General features: G+C 43.9%; 18 protein-coding genes and 1 riboswitch. Of the genes, 3 read left to right on the plus strand and 15 right to left on the minus strand.

Annotation, left to right across the window (positions count from 1 at the left end; translation table 11 throughout):
* Window positions 1-19: 19 nt before the first annotated feature.
* The 7 genes from AC3CH3_RS16620 to AC3CH3_RS16650 form a co-directional block, all read right to left on the minus strand.
* On the minus strand, window positions 20-1,099 hold the full coding sequence (locus tag AC3CH3_RS16620; RefSeq protein WP_488538732.1) for a hypothetical protein: 1,080 nt from the start codon (window positions 1,097-1,099) through the stop codon (window positions 20-22).
* Window positions 1,100-1,105: 6 nt separating this feature from the next.
* Complete coding sequence (locus tag AC3CH3_RS16625; RefSeq protein WP_488538733.1) at window positions 1,106-2,260, minus strand: AAA family ATPase; 1,155 nt, start codon at window positions 2,258-2,260, stop codon at window positions 1,106-1,108.
* Window positions 2,253-2,510: a hypothetical protein gene (locus AC3CH3_RS16630; RefSeq protein WP_488538734.1), complete on the minus strand. Its 258-nt coding sequence runs from the start codon at window positions 2,508-2,510 to the stop codon at window positions 2,253-2,255. The genes AC3CH3_RS16625 and AC3CH3_RS16630 overlap by 8 nt, the downstream gene beginning before the upstream one ends.
* A 414-nt stretch (window positions 2,511-2,924) precedes the next feature.
* On the minus strand, window positions 2,925-4,943 hold the full coding sequence (locus AC3CH3_RS16635) for a recombinase family protein (protein ID WP_488538735.1): 2,019 nt from the start codon (window positions 4,941-4,943) through the stop codon (window positions 2,925-2,927).
* Window positions 4,912-5,154, minus strand: a complete 243-nt coding sequence (locus AC3CH3_RS16640; RefSeq protein WP_488538736.1) for a DUF3820 family protein — start codon at window positions 5,152-5,154, stop codon at window positions 4,912-4,914. The genes AC3CH3_RS16635 and AC3CH3_RS16640 overlap by 32 nt, the downstream gene beginning before the upstream one ends.
* 12 nt (window positions 5,155-5,166) lie before the next feature.
* The gene (locus tag AC3CH3_RS16645) at window positions 5,167-5,838 is read right to left on the minus strand and encodes a DUF3313 domain-containing protein (protein WP_488538737.1); all 672 of its coding nucleotides are present in this window, start codon (window positions 5,836-5,838) and stop codon (window positions 5,167-5,169) included.
* Between the two features lie 100 nt (window positions 5,839-5,938).
* Window positions 5,939-6,292, minus strand: coding sequence for a hypothetical protein (locus AC3CH3_RS16650; RefSeq protein WP_017630160.1), 354 nt, complete (start codon window positions 6,290-6,292; stop codon window positions 5,939-5,941).
* A gap of 348 nt (window positions 6,293-6,640) precedes the next feature.
* Window positions 6,641-6,730, plus strand: a riboswitch (cyclic di-GMP riboswitch).
* A gap of 72 nt (window positions 6,731-6,802) precedes the next feature.
* On the opposite strand from AC3CH3_RS16650, the gene gbpA reads away from it, so the two are divergent.
* Window positions 6,803-8,269, plus strand: coding sequence for an N-acetylglucosamine-binding protein GbpA (gene gbpA / locus AC3CH3_RS16655; RefSeq protein ID WP_488538738.1), 1,467 nt, complete (start codon window positions 6,803-6,805; stop codon window positions 8,267-8,269).
* Window positions 8,270-8,402: 133 nt separating this feature from the next.
* Here gbpA and cyoE read toward each other — a convergent pair whose 3' ends face one another.
* The 4 genes from cyoE to AC3CH3_RS16675 are packed head-to-tail and all read right to left on the minus strand — an operon-like array spanning window position 8,403 to window position 12,049.
* On the minus strand, window positions 8,403-9,395 hold the full coding sequence (gene cyoE / locus AC3CH3_RS16660) for a heme o synthase (RefSeq protein ID WP_488538739.1): 993 nt from the start codon (window positions 9,393-9,395) through the stop codon (window positions 8,403-8,405).
* A complete protein-coding gene (locus tag AC3CH3_RS16665; RefSeq protein ID WP_019820262.1) occupies window positions 9,385-10,440 on the minus strand; it encodes a COX15/CtaA family protein in 1,056 nt (351 codons plus the stop codon). Before AC3CH3_RS16665 ends, cyoE begins: the two co-directional genes overlap by 11 nt.
* A 60-nt stretch (window positions 10,441-10,500) precedes the next feature.
* Window positions 10,501-11,109 (minus strand): hypothetical protein, encoded by a 609-nt coding sequence (locus AC3CH3_RS16670; protein WP_488538740.1) that lies wholly within the window; start codon window positions 11,107-11,109, stop codon window positions 10,501-10,503.
* The gene (locus AC3CH3_RS16675) at window positions 11,102-12,049 is read right to left on the minus strand and encodes an SURF1 family protein (protein ID WP_488538741.1); all 948 of its coding nucleotides are present in this window, start codon (window positions 12,047-12,049) and stop codon (window positions 11,102-11,104) included. Before AC3CH3_RS16675 ends, AC3CH3_RS16670 begins: the two co-directional genes overlap by 8 nt.
* Here AC3CH3_RS16675 and AC3CH3_RS16680 point away from each other — a divergent pair.
* Window positions 11,937-12,167 (plus strand): DUF2909 family protein, encoded by a 231-nt coding sequence (locus AC3CH3_RS16680; RefSeq protein WP_017064837.1) that lies wholly within the window; start codon window positions 11,937-11,939, stop codon window positions 12,165-12,167. The two genes, AC3CH3_RS16675 and AC3CH3_RS16680, sit on opposite strands and share 113 nt — an antisense overlap.
* Before the next feature lie 19 nt (window positions 12,168-12,186).
* On the opposite strand, the gene AC3CH3_RS16685 is transcribed toward AC3CH3_RS16680, so the two are convergent.
* From AC3CH3_RS16685 to coxB, 4 genes are read right to left on the minus strand one after another with little or no spacing between them, the layout of a single operon-like run.
* Window positions 12,187-13,071 (minus strand): cytochrome c oxidase subunit 3, encoded by an 885-nt coding sequence (locus tag AC3CH3_RS16685; RefSeq protein ID WP_488538742.1) that lies wholly within the window; start codon window positions 13,069-13,071, stop codon window positions 12,187-12,189.
* A 38-nt stretch (window positions 13,072-13,109) separates the two neighbouring features.
* Window positions 13,110-13,739: a cytochrome c oxidase assembly protein gene (locus AC3CH3_RS16690; protein WP_488538743.1), complete on the minus strand. Its 630-nt coding sequence runs from the start codon at window positions 13,737-13,739 to the stop codon at window positions 13,110-13,112.
* Between the two features lie 11 nt (window positions 13,740-13,750).
* Entirely contained in the window at window positions 13,751-15,412 is a 1,662-nt protein-coding gene (ctaD, locus tag AC3CH3_RS16695; RefSeq protein WP_488538744.1) for a cytochrome c oxidase subunit I, read from the minus strand.
* Window positions 15,409-16,611, minus strand: a complete 1,203-nt coding sequence (gene coxB, locus AC3CH3_RS16700; protein WP_488538745.1) for a cytochrome c oxidase subunit II — start codon at window positions 16,609-16,611, stop codon at window positions 15,409-15,411. The genes ctaD and coxB overlap by 4 nt, the downstream gene beginning before the upstream one ends.
* A 453-nt stretch (window positions 16,612-17,064) precedes the next feature.
* Here coxB and AC3CH3_RS16705 point away from each other — a divergent pair, with 453 nt between their 5' ends.
* On the plus strand, window positions 17,065-18,771 hold the full coding sequence (locus AC3CH3_RS16705; protein WP_488538746.1) for a phospho-sugar mutase: 1,707 nt from the start codon (window positions 17,065-17,067) through the stop codon (window positions 18,769-18,771).
* The last annotated feature ends 27 nt before the right edge of the window (window positions 18,772-18,798 follow it).

The raw sequence follows: 18,798 nt of genomic DNA on the forward strand, positions 1-18,798 counted from the left end.
ATAATAAAAAAAGAGCCTGTTAGCTCCTTTTCTCTACTGCTTTTCTTGAGGGTGGTCGGGTTATAGTGGCCTTAAGTTTTGCCCCCCTGCCCGAAACTGTTGCTGACCAACCATCTAAATAGTTGATTTCTGAAACTAGGGCTGAGACGACCTTACTTCTGGCTGTCCGAAATTCCTTTTCTGCGTTACGCACCAGTGACTGTACATTGATAAGCTCCTCTCGCTCTTCATCTGATTCACACTCTGAATGACGTTTTTTGCTCGTTTTTTTGAGCTGAGTATCCTCAAGAATTTTCTTTGTTCTATCGCTTATGATCACCTTAGTTATGATGTCATCTATACACAGATTTGAGCGGGTTTCATCTTGGAACATAACTCCACATAGATAGTGATGCAGAGATTTCGCTGTCTGACTTAGCCTGTTGCGTTCTCGTCTATCAACAAGCTTATAGGTTGCTGTGTCGCTGCATATCGTGTATGAGAAAATTGGGTTGATAGCAATCGTATAGATCTGCGAATCTTTGCAATAAAAGTAGCTCAGCAGGTTAAAGACGCCTTGCCAACGCTTGCCATCAAACTCAACTCTAACATTTGCTAGCCTCCTTATGGCCTGATTGAGCATCTGTAACTGATTCCCTCCACTTGCTAGTGTTTCATTAGCTAATTCTCTGGCGCAAATCTCAATAGTCGCAGGGGTGGAGTCCTCTACATGTGAGTTTTCATCCTTTGGATTTATTAGGTTCTTTTTAGCCCCTTTTTTTGATGGAATACTAGAAAAAGGAGATAGTAAATCATCGGACTGGGCTGTTAATCTGCGGTTATCGTCTCGTGCAATAGCCGATATTGCGAGAAACACATCTAGATCAATATTATTTATGTGCTCATCCGACTCAACAGAAAAAGTACCAAGACCAAACTCAACAACTGTCTTTAAAGTTTCAATAGCAGCCGTATCACTCGTAGAAATAGCCTCCCGCCTAATAGCAGGCTTAAATATAGCAGATAGCTGATGAAATATAGGGCAATTTTTACTCACTGGATAACTCGTAAATTTTTCTGTCTTCAATTTGTTTTTAGGTGATTCATTATTAGACTTCATCGCTATTTATTCGTTTTCTATATCTACAACTTTTAAAATCCCTCCCTCATGGCGCTTAAGCCAATGATTAGGTTTTGATTTAGTATAATTTTCCTTCGGTACACTGTAGCGTACATAGTCATCCATGAACTCATTATTAATACCGAAGCGCTCCGCTTCAGCATCTGTCATTTTACTCACATTTATTTGATATCTAACATTATCAGATAAAACAGCCGACCCTTTAGACGCAGTTGTTGATGCATGACTACCATTAGTTAATGAGGTTTTATTAACATGGTGAGTGAAAATAACGGCAGCACCAGTCCCTCTAGCTATATCTCCCAATGCCGAAATGAAATTTTTCATATCGGAGTCACTCATTAGATCACCATCGTGAATCAAAGAGCAGGTATCCAATATCACTAATCGAAATCCCATAAGCTGATCTATCATCTGCTCAATCAGCTTCGCGTTCTTAACCCCCTCTGAATCAATCAGATGGTGAGTTTCGCCTACCATGGACTCTATATGCACCCACTGACTCCAAAATTTCTTGTAACTAGCTACGCTTGGATGGCTTTCAATACTCTTCATCAATGGATCTTGTCGGTTAAATAAAGCTGTCTCGTTGTCTTCGTAGGTTATAAATGCACAACGCTCTGATTTACGTTCAATATCTAGACCCAAACAATCAATTCCAGTAACTAAATCTAACAGCAGACTCATGCAGAAAAACCCTTTGCCAGTACCACCTCCGCCAACCAAAGATGCAACAGTACCAGCCTGCAAACCACCAAACACAAAATCCATTTTAGGTGGCTCTTGTTCCAAATATTCGGGAGACGTCAGGGATTTTCTAAGCTTAAATTCTGTACTTCTAGTAACCGAAGAGGCTATAGAACTAAGCTCATTACTACTCAGCTCGCCAGCCAACTCAATATGACGCTCATTAGCTGAATCATTGATAGCTGTAGCCCACTGAATTAATCGAGATTGATAGCTATCTGCAAGTAGCCACGCCCCTGCTTTTTGTGAGTACGTAGCTTCAGGAAAGAATTTTTTAAATGACTCTGTTAGAAACTTAGGCATTTTCACAACTATTGAACCATAGTTGTTTTTAAAGTTATATATGTGGTCAGACCCACTAATAAGCTCAAACTGGAACTCAATATTATTCATCACCATCACCTAGTTCTATTTTTGATATACCTAAGTCTTTAAGGTATTTAACTAAAGCTCTAGTGTTACTAAATGCTATTTCTTTGCTGTCATTTATACCAACTAGAAAATATGAATCATTATCAAAAGTTAAATTAATTTTAATACTTACTCTTCTGTGATGAACATTCGAATTGAAAACTATAACGCTTTCAATAAGCCCTAATTTAACTAAAGGCTTAAGCTCCCTGCAATTGATTTCATTCTTCATTATAAAACTTTTAATTCGTGCACAATTCTGCGCTCTTGTGAAAATGGTAATAACTATTTTCACGCCCATCAAGAGCTTTTACTAATTATTTTAAAAATGTGATCAAACCAATTTAATACTAAACCAGCTTTATATACCTCCCGAAAACAAGGGACAAATTCCCGAAAACAAGGGACAAATTCCCGAAAACAAGGGACAAAAAACACCTAAGAAAAACCCTGCTCCGCCCAATAACAACGGGGCATCCGAGCATAATCGAAAAAACGTCTCTAATATTTCTAATATATCTATAGGTGTGGCTACTATCGACCACACCTAAGATCTGATCTAAGTGCCAGCTTTCGCTGACACAGGTTTTGATAGGGTTAGTTCAACGGCGTGCTGAAAAGGAGGACAAATCATCACCCATTCTTATCAAGATAAAAACAGGCCATCCTCAATAGCGACACTAAGCTCCTGATCAAGATAATGACATCTCAGAACCTCAAAAAAATCAGGGCCTTCAGAAAACCCGAATATTGTAGATAGGTCATTAAATAGGCTTTCTGGAAGATCGGAATTGCCCTCACCAGTAGGCCAGTAGTTTAACAATAGGGATATATCGCTACTGCTAATTTTGTCGGTAAAAAAAGAGGTGTTTCCCGAAGGAAACCACGCAGAATCAAGAGGTGCCCAAAAAGGCACACCCTGAACTAAATTCAGCCCCTCCCATTGATAGCGTCCTCTCGATGGATATAGGTAGCTAGTCAAATTATTAGCATGTAACCTCTCTATTGCTGCATAAATAAGCCCTTTATCAAGATTAACATCCATTGGAGTGTTACAGCCATATGTGTATACAAACGGGAGGTAAAGCTCTTTGCTACCACCATGGGTTTTAGTGTATTCAAATGGCAGCATAGCTAAACGTCGTTTTTGACCATTTTTGAAATTCCATGTGATATCAATGCACTCTGCCATGCCAGTTTTGTTGTGATCACACGGTAATTTGTTTCGGTTAAATACAATTGAGGAAATAAATCGACGTAATAATTTTTTTATTTCAAGCCGTTTAGGGTTACGATGATTAGCAATAAGTTCATCACAAAAGATTTCTGACAAACCTGATAGTTCATCCTCAGTAAACTCAACACTATCAGTATTCAGCGCATCTAGATCCTCTTCAAAAGCCGTAATTTTATCCTCGCAGTCCTCAATGAGGTCAAAATATGTGTTATTAGGTTTCTTTTTGTAGCGTTCGCGTAGCGACTCTAGGCTAGCTCTTTGCTCAGACAGCTCAATCTCCAGTTTCAGCCTCTGCTGTTCCAAATCAGTGTCATCTACATTGTTTGATTCAACGAGATATGCATCACGACAAATATACAATGTTAGTATCTCCAAAACATCAGCATTGAAGATCTGGCCCCCATGTTCACCTTTGCCAGACTGGTTACAATAGTAACGCTTAAGCTTTTCACTTCTTTCAGCAGTACTCATTGCCGCGCCACAAATACCGCATTTAGAAATGCCCTTGAGCAGAGATATGCGCCCAGTAGCTGCATTGCGACCTTCCTTTACCCTGCTGAGTAATTTTAATTGTCGATATGTATTCTCATCAATCAACGGCGGATAATAATTCTCAAGGACATGTTCTTTTCCATCTACCGTACAGACTTTATGTCCAATCAGGGCACGTAAATGTTTGTGATACAACTGGTATATAGAACCAATACCCCACGAATTTTTTTTGTCGTGTATTTTGCCTGTTCTGATAGGTTTGTACTGATAGTTAGCATCAAGAAATTTTTTAATTCTTCGGTCGCCGTAACCATTAATCTTCATTTCAATGGCCTTTTTTACTCCATCAGCATTGATGTTAAACGAGTTAGTAGGTTGATCTATCCAAAATGGACATCGCCCTAATGCACCTTGCGGTTCTCCGGTTGCATACCAGCGTTCCAATGCAATTTTTTTACCACTGATTATACGCACCGACTTGCTTCTCGATTCTTCGTTAGCACGCTCCATTGTCAAAAAGGAATACATAAGATCTATGAAAAGAAGTTTGCTGCTCGAATCGTACATTTTGTCATCGATGTGCGTATACACTCTTACGCCTTTATTGATGAAGTCCAGTAGCTGAGCCATTGCGACATTTGTAGCTTCTCTGGAAATACGGTCGAGAGAGAAAACAACTAGAATACTCCCATGAGCTATTTCACCACTCTCAACGCGAGATATAATAGCCCCAAACTCACCGTCTTTGTGATTGCCATGGTAGGCGCTTAACCCCTCGTCGACGAAGTCCTCGTCGTGAATAGGAAGGTTATGCTCTTGCGATAAACGTTCAAGAACACTCCTCTGTTGCTGTGTTTCTAGACCAACGCCCTTTAGCTGCTTAGTGGTACTGACGCGAGCATAATTATAGATTTTTGGTTTTGGGATAGTTCTCATTCTTAAGAGGCTTCACTATAGAATCTAAGCCCTCAACCTTGAGGGCTAAACATAACCTCATTAAATCACCAATCTCTCCCGAAGGAAACTGTTCCTTTCTTGCGAACCACAGCAAATATTCTTCAGGCAGGTCAATCAGTGTACGACCCGCGTACTTTCCAAATGGCATCTGCATTCGAGCCAACTTAATCAAGTTCTCTTTCTCTAGCATTATTCGCTCTTTCTATGCGTCATCTATGTTGTGTAGAGTATCACCTAAACGTTCAACCCAATAGTTGATCGCGTCTTTGGCATCATCCAGCGAATCAATCATGGTTGAAAAATCTTTGTTACCCGCTTCACGGTCGATGGCTGCAAACAGTGGTGTGCCCTCTTGAGCATCACTGACCAATAACTCTACACTCGCACTCCCAACATTGGTGTGTTGGCCAGTTGTCACCTTAGAAATAGTTGACATCGCAAGGCCAAATGGCAGAACGCTGCTCGTTACAGCTAAGATCGGATTAGGCGTTTCAACGTTACTCAGAGCGATACTCAAGCGGAGCGTTTTTCCTGTCGGTTCATCGACAATCGTTTTATGAGGCGATATTTTCTCTTCCAAGCGCGAAACCATGTGCTCAGTAAGTTCCTGAATCTCTTCCTGATCCAACGAACCTTCTTCTGCTAAAACAAAAATTTGGTCGATCACTACAGAGTCGTAATCATCTAACTTGGATTTCAAACGCTGTGTGTCACGCAGCCCACCCCTTGCCCAAACCAAGTCGACGCCTCCGACAGGCCCAGCCTGAAAATCTTCGTAGCTGGTAAATTTAGTAGCTGTTCTAATTGGGCCGCCTGCACAACCAAACAAGAAAATGCTGGTTGCAACAAGCAAAAGGACTTTTAAAGAGTTCATAACGCACTTAGCTAAAATTAAGGAACCTAACTAAGTATGCCATACCCTATGTGAGAAGGTTGTAGAAAAAAGGGGTTAAAAATTAGAGCTAACTCTAAAATTAATCATGTTGAACAGTGTGAGCGTACTCTACAATCACTTGATTTCCTTCAATATAAGCATTTTGGATCTCACCATCAACACTCATTCTACTTTTCAGGTAGACCACTTTAGGGCCCGATTCATTACCCTCTTTTAGCGAAGGGAATACATTCCTTGGTTCCAAATGAAGTAAACGGCAAAAGTGACTGATGAAAGACATGGTCAATGGCGTCTCCCCTCTTAACACTCTAGAGAAATCAAGCTGGTTCATTCCTAGCTTTTTTGAAAACTCCATCTGCGTAATTCGCATTCGCGATTTTTGTGACATCCACGTTTGATACAACGCATCTCTGTCTTGTTCTGTGAATTCCATACCGACTCCTTTATATAATTCATACCAATCAATTGTCCGTTTTTTCATACACGACATGTCAGGGTTCGGTTAATGGAAACCAAAGGTTTGGTTTTGATATGAGTGCAATTGTTGTACAGAGCAGAACACAAAAACCCAAAAGCATTCACAAAAGCATTCACAAAAGCATTCACAAAAGCAATTAAGATTAAATACTTTCTTTATTTATATCAATAATTTATACGTTAACTAACGAAACATATAGCAAGTTAATTTGTATTAAGAATTAAAAGTTCGAGATTAGCATTCCACATTTCAATCTATTGATTCGCATTTATAAAACTGGTTGGCTACATTTCGGTTGCTCAAACGCACTTCTGGCAAACTATTTGAAAGAATAGGACGCAAAGCCACCGGTCTGTCGACAAATATTCTGTCTATGATAGCGGGGCCGCCACTTAATAGGATTTAAGTGTCAATGCATGCCGGAGTGTTCTCTTTTTTGTCGGCCAAATACAGTAAGGACAAATAATGAAACAACTCCCAAAAAAATCACTCATCGCGCTATCGCTTCTTAGCGTAAGCGGTGCAAGCTTCGGTCACGGTTATGTCTCGGCATACAACAATGGCATAGCTGAGAGCCGTGTTGCCCTATGTAAGTTCCCTGCGAGTGATACGCAAGAGAAAAACACCAACTGTGGTGGTATCCAATACGAACCACAAAGTGTAGAAGGCCCTGAAGGCTTCCCGGAAGTCGGCCCTGCTGATGGAAAAATTGCCAGTGCGCAATCTTCTTTAGCAGCAGCACTAGACGAACAAACCGCAGACCGCTGGGTTAAACGCCCTATCAAGTCTGGTTCTCAATACTTCGAGTGGACATTCACAGCTAACCACAAGACCCGCGATTGGAAATACTACATTACGCAACCTGACTGGAACCCAAACCAGCCTTTGGCACGCAGTTCTTTTGATTTAACGCCATTCTGTGTTGTTGAAGGCAATATGGAACAGCCACCGATGCAAGTAAGCCACTTGTGTAATGTTCCAGAGCGCGAAGGTTATCAAGTGATCCTTGCTGTATGGGATGTGGGTGACACTGCTGCAGCTTTCTACAACGTTATCGATGTGAAATTTGATGGTGACGGCCCTATCATCCCGGATTGGGATCAAGGCGGTCAGATCAACCCAACTCAAGATCTGAACGTTGGTGATGCGGTTTACACTCGTGTCTTCGATCAGTCTGGTGAGAACGCTTCATACAGCACTGAGCTAGTGATTGAAAGCAACGAGCAAGGCAAAGCAAACAACTGGTCTTATGCATTGGCATCAAAGATCAACCAAGAGCAGACGCAAATCAAAGCAGGTCAATTAAACGGCCAAGGCGATTTCGCTCCTGTATACGGTTCGAACCCTATTTACTTAAAATCAGGTTCAGGCTTTAACAGCGTAGAGATCGGCTACAAGATTGATACTCCAGAACCAGACCATGAGCTAGAAGTGACTGGCTTAGAGTCTGAATACATTATTGACGAAAATCAGCCAACACAGCTTAATCTAACTTTAGAAGCAACCGGCGATGTTCAAGCAGAACTGACGGTGTACAACCATCACCGCGAAGCACTTGCTTCTCAAAAATCAGAACTGGCAGACGGACAAGTTGAAGATGTTCAACTCACTCTGTCTAAATCGGAGGCTGGCCACCACATGCTTGTGGTTGTGACTAAAGATGAGCAAGGTAACTTAGTGGATCAGAACACGCTTGATTTCCACCTAATGGACGAGCAAACACCGCCACCCGAAGGCGATTACGACTTCGTTTTTCCTGAGAGCATCGAGTCTTACACAGCAGGTACTAAGGTACTGAGCAGCGATGGTGGCGTTTATCAGTGTAAAGAGTTCCCATACTCTGGTTACTGCGTTCAATGGACTCCAACAGCAACTCAATACGAACCAGGTGTTGGTTCACACTGGCAAGATGCTTGGAACAAAGTTGACTAATTACTAGCCAGCCACTTACTTTCTAGTAGGTACGTGCTAGTAATCAGCAAAACAAAAAACGGATGCCCAGAGCATCCGTTTTCTTATTCAGTAAAAGTAGAAACACCAGTTATTAAAATGGAAACATCAGTTATCAAAGTAGATAGTGGTCAGCCAGCAAAGCGACAAACAAGATCATGAGATGATAAATGGAGAATTTAAAAGTCTTCATCGCCATATTAGGCTCATCACGATATTTAAGTATCCAAGCGTGATAAACAAACCCGCCGTTTAACACCAAAGAAGCACTCAGATATATCCAGCTACTCATGCCAACCAACACCGGCAATATACATACGATGCTAAGCAACAAGGTATAGAGCAGAATTGATGTTTTGGTGTAGGCGATCCCATGCGTCACAGGCAACATCGGGATGTTCACCTTAGCGTATTCGTCACGACGATGAATCGCCAACGCCCAAAAGTGCGGAGGTGTCCAAATAAAGATGATCATCACCAACAACCAAGCGTTTGAGTGCAGTTCATTGGTGACCGCCGTCCAACCCAATAACGGCGGCATCGCGCCTGCAATCCCTGCTATTACGATGTTTTGCGGCGTTGCTCGCTTCAAGTACATGGTATAAATCACCGCATAGCCTAATAAGCTCGCAAAGGTTAACCAAGCGGTCAGTTGATTAACCCACGCCACTAATGTGACAAAGCCAAGTAAACCAATGCCTGCAGCAAAGCTGAACACCCGTACGCTGCTGAGTTCTCCTGACGGCAAAGGGCGTCGGTTTGTGCGAGTCATTTGCCCATCGATCTTTTTATCGATCAAATGATTAAACGCAGCCGCTGAGCCTGCCATCAACCCTATTCCGATCATTCCAAAAAGAGTTTGCTGTAAAGGTAATCCGTTAGGCACCGCTAAACACATACCCACTAAGGCCGTCAGCAGCATCAAAGCCACTACCTTGGGTTTGGTCAGCGTTAAATAGACCTTCCAAGTAGCTTTGTTTTTCGAGGCCAGCTCATTTTTTGGAGTACTTTCTCCGTTGGTTGCTATCTCTTGACTGGCAGCGAGATCTTGACTTAAAGCTGCGCCTTGAACCACCACTCCATGTTGTGTTGATGTTCTAGTGACCATGATTACCTCCTTGTAATACATCGTTCTTCATCAAGTACTCACTCGGTTGACGTTGCCAAACCACAAAGTTTGTAACAACCATGGTGACAAGTAACAGAGCGGCCACCAAATTGTGCAAAACGGCTACCGAGATCGGTAGGTGAAACCATACATTGCTGATCCCTAAACTGACCTGTGCAAACAACACTATCGCCAAAGTGACAGCCAGCTTTCTTTGCGGTCCTTTTTCAAGCTTCCAAAGCTGATAAACAATCATCAACACCGTAAGTGTGGCAGCGATAGCCCCGAACCGGTGCATGACATGTATAGTTAATCGCGCGGGATATTCCAACACACCAAACTCATAGTTATCATGGCCGTGTTGAGCAAAATCGAACGCATTTTTGAAATCAAGGTAGCTCATCCAGTTACCTTCACAAATAGGCAATTGGGTACACACCAAAGCGGCATAGTTTGACGATGTCCAACCACCAAGCAGTATCTGCCCAACCACAATAAGTAACCCAAACAGCGCCCAAAATTTAAGTGTTGGAGAATAAGAGGCCTCGCCAAAACGGCTTTGGAATTGAGACAAACGACAATAGAGCAGACACAACAGTGACAGCAACGTGAAGCCCCCCATCAAATGCGCCATAACCACAACGGGCATCAACTTGAGAGTCACCGTCCACATTCCAAGCAAAGCCTGAAAGATCACAGTGGCTGAAATAAGCAAAGGAAGCCCAATCGAAGTAATATTCTTTTTAATACACCAAGCGACTACAACAAAGATAAGCAGGCCTAATGTTCCTGCAAAGTAGCGATGTATCATCTCTATCCACGCTTTGTCTGCTTCGAGAGCTCGCTCGGGAAATTGCAGATTGGCTTGATTCACCGCTTGGGCATCAGACGGAACGGTGATCTTACCGTAACAACCCGGCCAGTCAGGACAGCCAAGGCCAGCATCAGACAGGCGTGTATAAGCTCCGAGAACAATCACGGTAAGGGTTAACAAGATAGTTAATCTCATCACAAGCATCAGTAAATCAGGGGCTTTATTCTGCATCACTTATCTCCCTATACTTATTCCCTTTCGCTGCTTAAGCTCAAGCATTTTCGCCATCAACTACCCAACTCGTGACAGCTTAAGTAGCTTTCTTAAATCATGAATCATACCTTTGGATTGCCCGACTAACTGCGACGGTTCCGAAACGCTTTTGTACTCCATAACCAGCTGTCCTAGCGGGTCAATAATGACAATGGAAGCCGGCGCAAACTCGGTACTTAACTGATCTCCACCAGCTAACAAAGACAAATCCGGCTTATCAAGCGAACCCGATAACGAGTTACCCTCAGATACAAAAACAACGGCCGTCACTCGCTCTTTGTTTTTCCCTAACGCTAAATAACTTTGATTCAAATAATGGAGTTGTTGTTCACACAAGCTTTCGCACTCTATCGGCGCGATATACCCCACAACCCAACCCTCTCCAGCCATGGGTACCGTTACGCCGAAATCCGCTAGTGTAGTTCTTGGTTCGACCAATTCGCCCGAGTTAGTGACACCTGATGTGTACCAATTCTGGTCCAGCACAGCTTTGGCGATAATGGCTGGCAAAGCGAAAATTAAAACAAGTCCAATTAATACCAAGCGCCCTTTAGTACGACGGCTTCTGAGCTCAGCCATGTTTGCCTCGGTAATTTCCCTGTTCACTTGTGCTTGAGATTTATCCATCCTTATTCCTCGTGATAGGTGTTGCTTTTAGGTACCGATAGCCAATCAACAACATCAAAAACAAAAGTACCGCAGCCATAACAAACCATTGAAATGAGTAACCAAAATGCTTCTCAGATTTCATCGCCGTTGGACGCCATAACATTTCATAGGGCCATGAATCTAAACTCTGAGGTTGAAAGACAAAGGGCAGCACTTCTTGTCCTGTATACTGTGATAGCGCTGCTATGTTTAGGTTTTGGATTCTATTCGGTGTCGTATTTTCTAAACCCAACTCATGACTTAAAGGATTCACCGAGCGTGTATACAAGTGCCCTGACATTTTGGTTGGTACAGTGATACTTCCTAATTGCGGTAGTTCTCTTCTGTCATTACTTGCCGGAACAAACCCAAGATCGATCAACAACTGTTTTTCAGCCTCTAAGAACTGGTTTCCATCTTCAAAGCGAACCTCACCCAACATGTAAATTACATACCCTACCGTTCCTTGGTTTATCTGGTTGTCTAACAAGAGCATCAAGCCGCTCGTATTGACTAATTCAACATCAGCCTTTAACCCGTTTAGGGTTTGAGGATTTAATGACTCTTGACCAGATAAATCCAGCTCTCGCAACTCAGAAATAACGACACCTAAAGGTTGTGACGAGAGCTGTGCTCTCTCAACTAATTGCTGTTCATAACGTAATTTCTCGTTACCTCGATCTAACTGCCACAAACCCAACTTGATTAAAGCGCCGACTGAAACCACAGTTAAAACAACCGCTATCCAAAAACCTTTACTGCGGAACTTGTGTTCATCATCAATCAATCGGTTTGGAGTTATCACTATGGCGTCATCTACCTTTGTTCTGTTATTTAAAGTCGTATTGGTCGCTTTGCTGTTTTTTATCGCTTTCAATTTGATGAAAGGTCTAATCCAAATCGCCTCAGGTAAACACAATGGAAAAAGACTCAGTCACTTCTTGGGGCGTCGTGTCATGTGGTCAGCCGTTGTCGTGCTACTTTTATTACTTGCTTTGGGATCAGGAGTGATAACTCCCAACCCTCGCCCCTATTAATCCCCTATAGGCTCAACCGTTAAAGCACATAAACAAACACAAACAGCCCTAACCAAACCACATCAACAAAGTGCCAATACCAACTGCCCGCTTGGAACGCAAAGTGGTCTTTCGGATTGAAATGGTCTTTCGCAACCCTTGCCAGCAACACAATCAAAAAGATCGTCCCTAAACAGACATGTAACCCATGAAACCCAGTCAACAAAAAGAAGGTATTACCGTAGATGCCAGACTGAAGTGTCAGCCCCATCTCTTGATAAGCGTGAAGATACTCTTCAACTTGGAAGAACAGGAAGAAGCCAGCCAGAACAATGGTTATCTCCAACCAGACGATCAAGGCCATACGCTTATTTTGTTCAAGACTGATATGTGCCATGTGCAGCGTCACAGAGGAAAGCAGCAGAATAATGGTGTTCTTAAGCGGGATACCTTGCCAAGGCATGGCTTGTGTCGTTACGCCATCAGGGGTAGTCGTTAGTGGCCATATTGATTGGAACATAGGCCACAATACTTCATGGGTCATTTCATTATTGCCCGCACCACCTATCCAAGGCACAGAAATCATACGAGCATAGAAAAGCGCGCCGAAGAAAGCGCCGAAGAACATGATTTCAGAGAAAATAAACCAACTCATTCCTTGTCTAAAAGAACGAGAAATCTGCTCAGAATAAACTCCACTTAATGATTCCGTGATCACATTACTAAACCAGCCTGCGAGCATGTAAAGCAGCACTGCAAACCCGACTAACAACACCGCTTTGCCAAACACACCACCTGCGGCGTCGGTACCCATGTTTTGCACCGTCAAGCCAGCGCCAACCGCGACCAAAAACAGTGCTACAGCACCCACTAATGGCCAGTGACTTTGATGTGGAACGAAATAAACTTCCTTTTTAGAACTCATCGCTCAACTCCTTATGTTGATACTGGTTCTGTAAATCCCTAGTTACTTGCGAGTACGTTAGGCTCAGGTTTATTGGCCGCTGCACCCACCTCATTCGTGATATTGAATAACGTGTAAGAGAGCGTAAGCGTATGTATCGATTCTGGAATATCTGGCTCAATGTAAAATATCAAACCCATTTCGACGCTCTTGTGCCCGTCCAATGGTTGCTGATTAAAGCAAAAGCATTCCATCTTGTTAAAATAGGTCGCTCCCATTCCCGGAGAAACCGATGGTACGGCTTGGCCAACCAGTGAAGCTCCAGAAAGGTTTCTGGCAATGTAGTTAGTTTGAACCACCTCGCCAGGATGAACCTCTAACACTCGAACCTCAGGCGAAAACTGCCATGGCATATCTGGCTTGATGTGGGACATGAATTCGACTCGAACCGTACGAGAGTAGTCTGGCTGCATTCCCTGAGGTTGCACCGCTGAAACAGTATTAGTTTTACCATTGATGCCTAAGGCCTCACACATCACATCGTAGAGCGGCACCAAAGCGAAACCGAAGCCAAACATCGCAACCACGCTCAACACCAAGTAGCCCGTCAGCTTTTTGGTCGATCGCTTATTAGACAGGCGCTTAGGTTGTTTTTTATCTTGATTGGGATCGCTTTGCTTATCACTCATGTTTCTGCCCTCTAATCCACTTTCGGCGGATGAGTAAAGGTGTGGTGAGGCGCAGGGCTTGGTACTGTCCATTCAAGACCTTCAGCTCTATCCCAAGGCTTACTTGGCGCAGGCTCTCCCCCTCTTACGCACTTAATCGCTAGCCATAAGAAAATTAGCTGAGACAATCCAAACGCAAAACCACCAATCGACACGACTTGGTTAACGTCAGCAAACTGAATCGCATAATCAGGAATACGACGCGGCATACCCGCTAACCCTAAAAAGTGCATCGGGAAGAACAGTACATTGACTGAAATCACCGACGTCCAGAAATGCCACAGGCTGAGCTTGTGGTCGTACATATGTCCGGTCCACTTAGGCAGCCAATAATAGGCAGCAGCCATAATCGAGAACACGGCACCGGTTACCAGAACATAATGGAAGTGAGCCACCACAAAATAAGTATCGTGGTATTGGAAATCAGCTGGCACGATAGCGAGCATCAATCCAGATAACCCGCCAATCGTAAACAAAACAATGAAGGCAATCGCAAACAGCATTGGTGTTTCAAAGGTCAAAGCACCCCGCCACATGGTCGCCACCCAGTTGAAGACTTTCACACCGGTCGGCACCGCTATCAACATGGTGCAATACATGAAGAACAGTTCGGCAAATACTGGCATACCCGTGGTGAACATGTGGTGTGCCCAAACCAAGAATGACAACAGTGCGATACTACAGGTCGCATAAACCATCGAGTGATAACCAAACAGGCGCTTACCACTGAATGCAGGGATGATGGCTGAGACAATACCAAAAGATGGCAAGATCATGATGTACACTTCGGGGTGCCCAAAGAACCAGAATATGTGCTGGAACATCACCGGGTCCCCACCACCAGCGGCATCAAAGAAGCTAGTCCCAAAATATTTATCGGTCAGTACCATAGTCACAGCCCCCGCGAGCACGGGCATCACGGCTATCAGCAAGAAAGCGGTAATTAACCATGTCCATACGAACATCGGTAGCTTGAACCAAGTCATACCCGGCGCTCTCATGTTCACTATGGTTACGATCACGTTAATCGCCCCCATGATCGAACTGATCCCCATAATATGAACTGAGAATACGAATAGCGCGGTACTGTCTGGGCCATAAGTTGTCGAGAGTGGCGCATAAAAGGTCCAACCAAAGCTCGGGCCGCCCCCTTCTGTAAACAAAGATCCGATTAAGATTAGAAACGCAAAAGGCAAGATCCAGAAACTGAGGTTGTTCATTCTCGGCAGCGCCATATCTGGTGCACCGATCATCATCGGAATCATCCAGTTAGCCAAACCCGTAAATGCAGGCATTACGGCACCGAATACCATGATTAAACCATGGACTGTAGTCATCTGATTGAAGAAATCTGGCTCAACAAGTTGTAAACCCGGTTGGAATAGCTCCGCACGGATCACCATCGCCATGGCGCCGCCCGTTAAGAACATTGCAAAGCTGAACCACAAATAAAGTGTACCAATGTCTTTATGATTGGTTGAATACAGCCAACGAGCCCAACCTTTAGGTGCCGCATGTGAATCGTGATCATCAACAGGCAAATCATTATTGCCCAAGGTGCCTTCCGCAGAATGGCTCAGTACTTGATCTTCTGCTGGAGCCGATTTCACCGGCTTATTGATTGATGAACTCATAACTGATCCTTAGCATCATTTTGTGCATCATCCGTTGAGCTTTCAGAACTGCCTTCTTGCTTCGCCTTATAAGCGTTGATATCTGAAGCCTGAACAATATCCCCGGTGTCATTACCCCAAGCGTTTCGTTGATAAGTCACTACCGCCGCGATCTCTTTCTCAGTTAACTGATTATCGAACGCTTGCATCGCCGTACCGCCACGACCATAAACAATGGTGTCGATGTGAACATCCACATCACCAAGGGCTATAGGACTTCCTTTGATGGCAGGGAATGCTCCGGGAATGCCCTCACCGTTTGCTTGGTGACAAACCGCACATCGAGTTTTGTAAACCTCTTCACCGATGGTATTCAACTCCGCCAAGGAAAGTGACGCATCTAATGCATCTTTCGCGGCTTGTTGTTCAGCTATCGCTAATTCTTTCTGCTCCGCTAGCCATGCGTCAAACTCATCTTCTTCCATGGCGTGCACCACGATTGGCATGAAGCCATGGGCACGACCACACAACTCTGCACACTGCCCTCGGTAGACACCAGGCTCATCTATCTTAGTCCAAGCCTCATTGATAAAACCCGGAATGGTATCTTTCTTAACGGCGAATGCTGGCACCCACCATGAATGAATCACATCATCGGAAGTCATCAAGAAACGAACTTTACGGTCAACAGGCAGTACAAGCGGCTTATCAACTTCTAGCAAGTAATGCGCGCCTTTCACTTCGAGGCCTTCAATCTCTTTATCACTGGTCGCTAGAAGGCTGAAAAATTCGACGTCTTCACCAAAATAGCTGTAATGCCATTTCCATTGTGAACCAGTGATTTTAACGGTCAGATCTGATTGGGAGGTATCTTCCATCGCGATCAAGGTTTTGGTGGCGGGTATCGCCATAGCGATGAGGATGATGATAGGGATGATGGTCCAAACAATTTCGACTTTCGTGCTTTCATGAAAATGGGCAGCAACTGCGCCCTTCGATTTCCTGTGCCTCAAAATCGAATAAAACATCACACCAAAAACAACAAAGGCAATCGCACAACAGATGTAGAAGATCAGCATATGAAGTTCATACACCTTACCACTGATCTCAGTGACGCCTTGAGTCATGTTGTAATCACTGCTTGCGTGCACTAAAGGCGATACTAAAAGCACAACAAAACTCTTCAAAAGCCACGCTAGCCTAACCAGTAATCTTTTCAAAAGAGCTCTCCTTATCCTTCCTAATTGGATACTTGCGACCTAAATGTCGTTGCGAGCTGGACAACATTCATTGTTATTCCGGCTACACATGAAAAGGCTGAATCTCAATCTACAACTCACATGGAAATGGCCTGTAAGCGGACTGCTGACCTCACATCACCTAAGAACTAATACAGTTCAAAAGCGTTGGAGGTTTCCATGAAAGATTCAAAAACGGCGAATTTGTTAAATTTTGTTATATTTATGTAAAAGGCTAGTTAGTGATATCCAATTGTTCAAGGTAAGTTTACTTACTAAACAGTCAATTATTTGAAGTGGCTTAATCTACGTGCCCTCTTGCCGTTGGAATTTATTTTATATCGAGTTTTACGATTGCTTTCATAGAAATGATAATCAATATCACTTAAATTAAATCAACAGTAAGTCATACAGACATTAAAAGGTTTAGTGATTATGCAAGATGCAATGAATTGGTTAGCGAGAGACCCAGACCCAAGAACTCGTGAAGAACTTCAACACCTCATCGATGAGGGAATGCACGACGAACTTGAAGACCGCTTTACCCAACGATTAGAGTTCGGAACAGCAGGGCTTAGAGGAAAAGTTGGATGCGGCCCAAATCGAATGAACCGTTTAGTCATACAGGAAACAGCAACCGGGCTCGGCCACTACTTAATCGAACATGTCGCCAATGCGACCATCCGCGGTGTGGTCGTCGGTTATGACGGCCGTTTAGATTCCAAGCAGTTCGCGATTGATACCGCTTCCGTGCTCACGGCTTTAGGCATTAAGGTTTACCTAACCTCGAATGTCGCAGCGACCCCTATCGTTGCCTTTGGTATTGAACACTTCAACGCCGCCGCTGCCGTTGTGGTGACGGCCAGCCACAACCCACCGGAATACAATGGTTTTAAAGTGTACTGGGAGAATGGCGCTCAAATCATTCCTCCTCACGATGCAGGCATTGCCGCTGAAATCGATATCGCATCAACCAAGCCGCTCCCTTTAATGAGCCTAAGTGACGCTGAAACGCAAGGAAAATTGGTGTGGTTAACTGAAGGCTATTATCAAACCTACCGCGCTGCGATCAATCAGAGCCCATACGTGAGTAAAGAGATCGAATCGGCGAACACCACTATCACCTATACCGCAATGCATGGTGTCGGCGCACAAATGGCTGAGGATCTACTTCATGATTCTGGTTTCCATAAGGTATTCAGCGTCGCCGAGCAAAGAGAGCCCGATGGTAACTTCCCGACCGTCAACTTCCCGAACCCGGAAGAAAAAGGCGCGATGGATCTGGTGGTTAACTTAGCAAAAAGTGTCGATGCCGACATTGCTTGTGCCAATGACCCAGATGCAGACCGATTTGCGGTTGCAGTGAGAACAGATGATGGCTCATACAAAATGCTAACAGGTGACCAAGTCGGCGTGCTATTCGCTCATTATCTACTCTCAAAGCCGCATACCAAAAACCAATTAGTTGGTAACAGTATCGTATCTTCAACCTTGCTTGAAAAAGTGGCTCAATCTCATGGAGCGACTTATTTCCAAACGCTGACAGGTTTTAAATGGTTAGCGAATATTGGCATGCAATTAGAAGATGAGCAGAACGAGCTCTTGTTCGCCTATGAAGAAGCGTTAGGCTACACAATTGGCACTCAGGTACGAGACAAAGATGGGCTATCGGCTATTGTCGTGTTTGCTCAATTGGTTGAGGAGTTAAAATCTCAAGGCCGAACGGTTTGGGATCTCCTCGCTCAGATTTCATTTGAACATGGGGTTCACACCAACGCTCAACGAAGTATTGCCCTAGACCCAGATTCACCATCGATTGGTTCTAAGCTCCGCTCAGCGCAGCCTAAAGCAATCAACGGTGTCGCTATCTCTGTGATTGAAGATCTGCAGTCTTCTCTGCGCTTTATTGTCGGTGGGGCTACCGAGGCAATTAACCTGCCCGCGAGTGACGTACTCATTTATCATCTCGAAGACGGTTCACGCATCATCGTAAGACCTTCAGGCACAGAGCCAAAAGTGAAGGTCTATTATGAAACGGTGACAAAGTTTGAAGGGACAGAAACCTATGAAGACACTCGCCTGCGCGGTGAGAAGTACATGGAGAAACTGATTGAACAGCACCAACAAGAGTTAAATTCATAGCAGTTAGCGCGTTCAACATATAACGGT

It is taken from the genome of Vibrio sp. QJM3NY_35 (assembly GCF_057785915.1).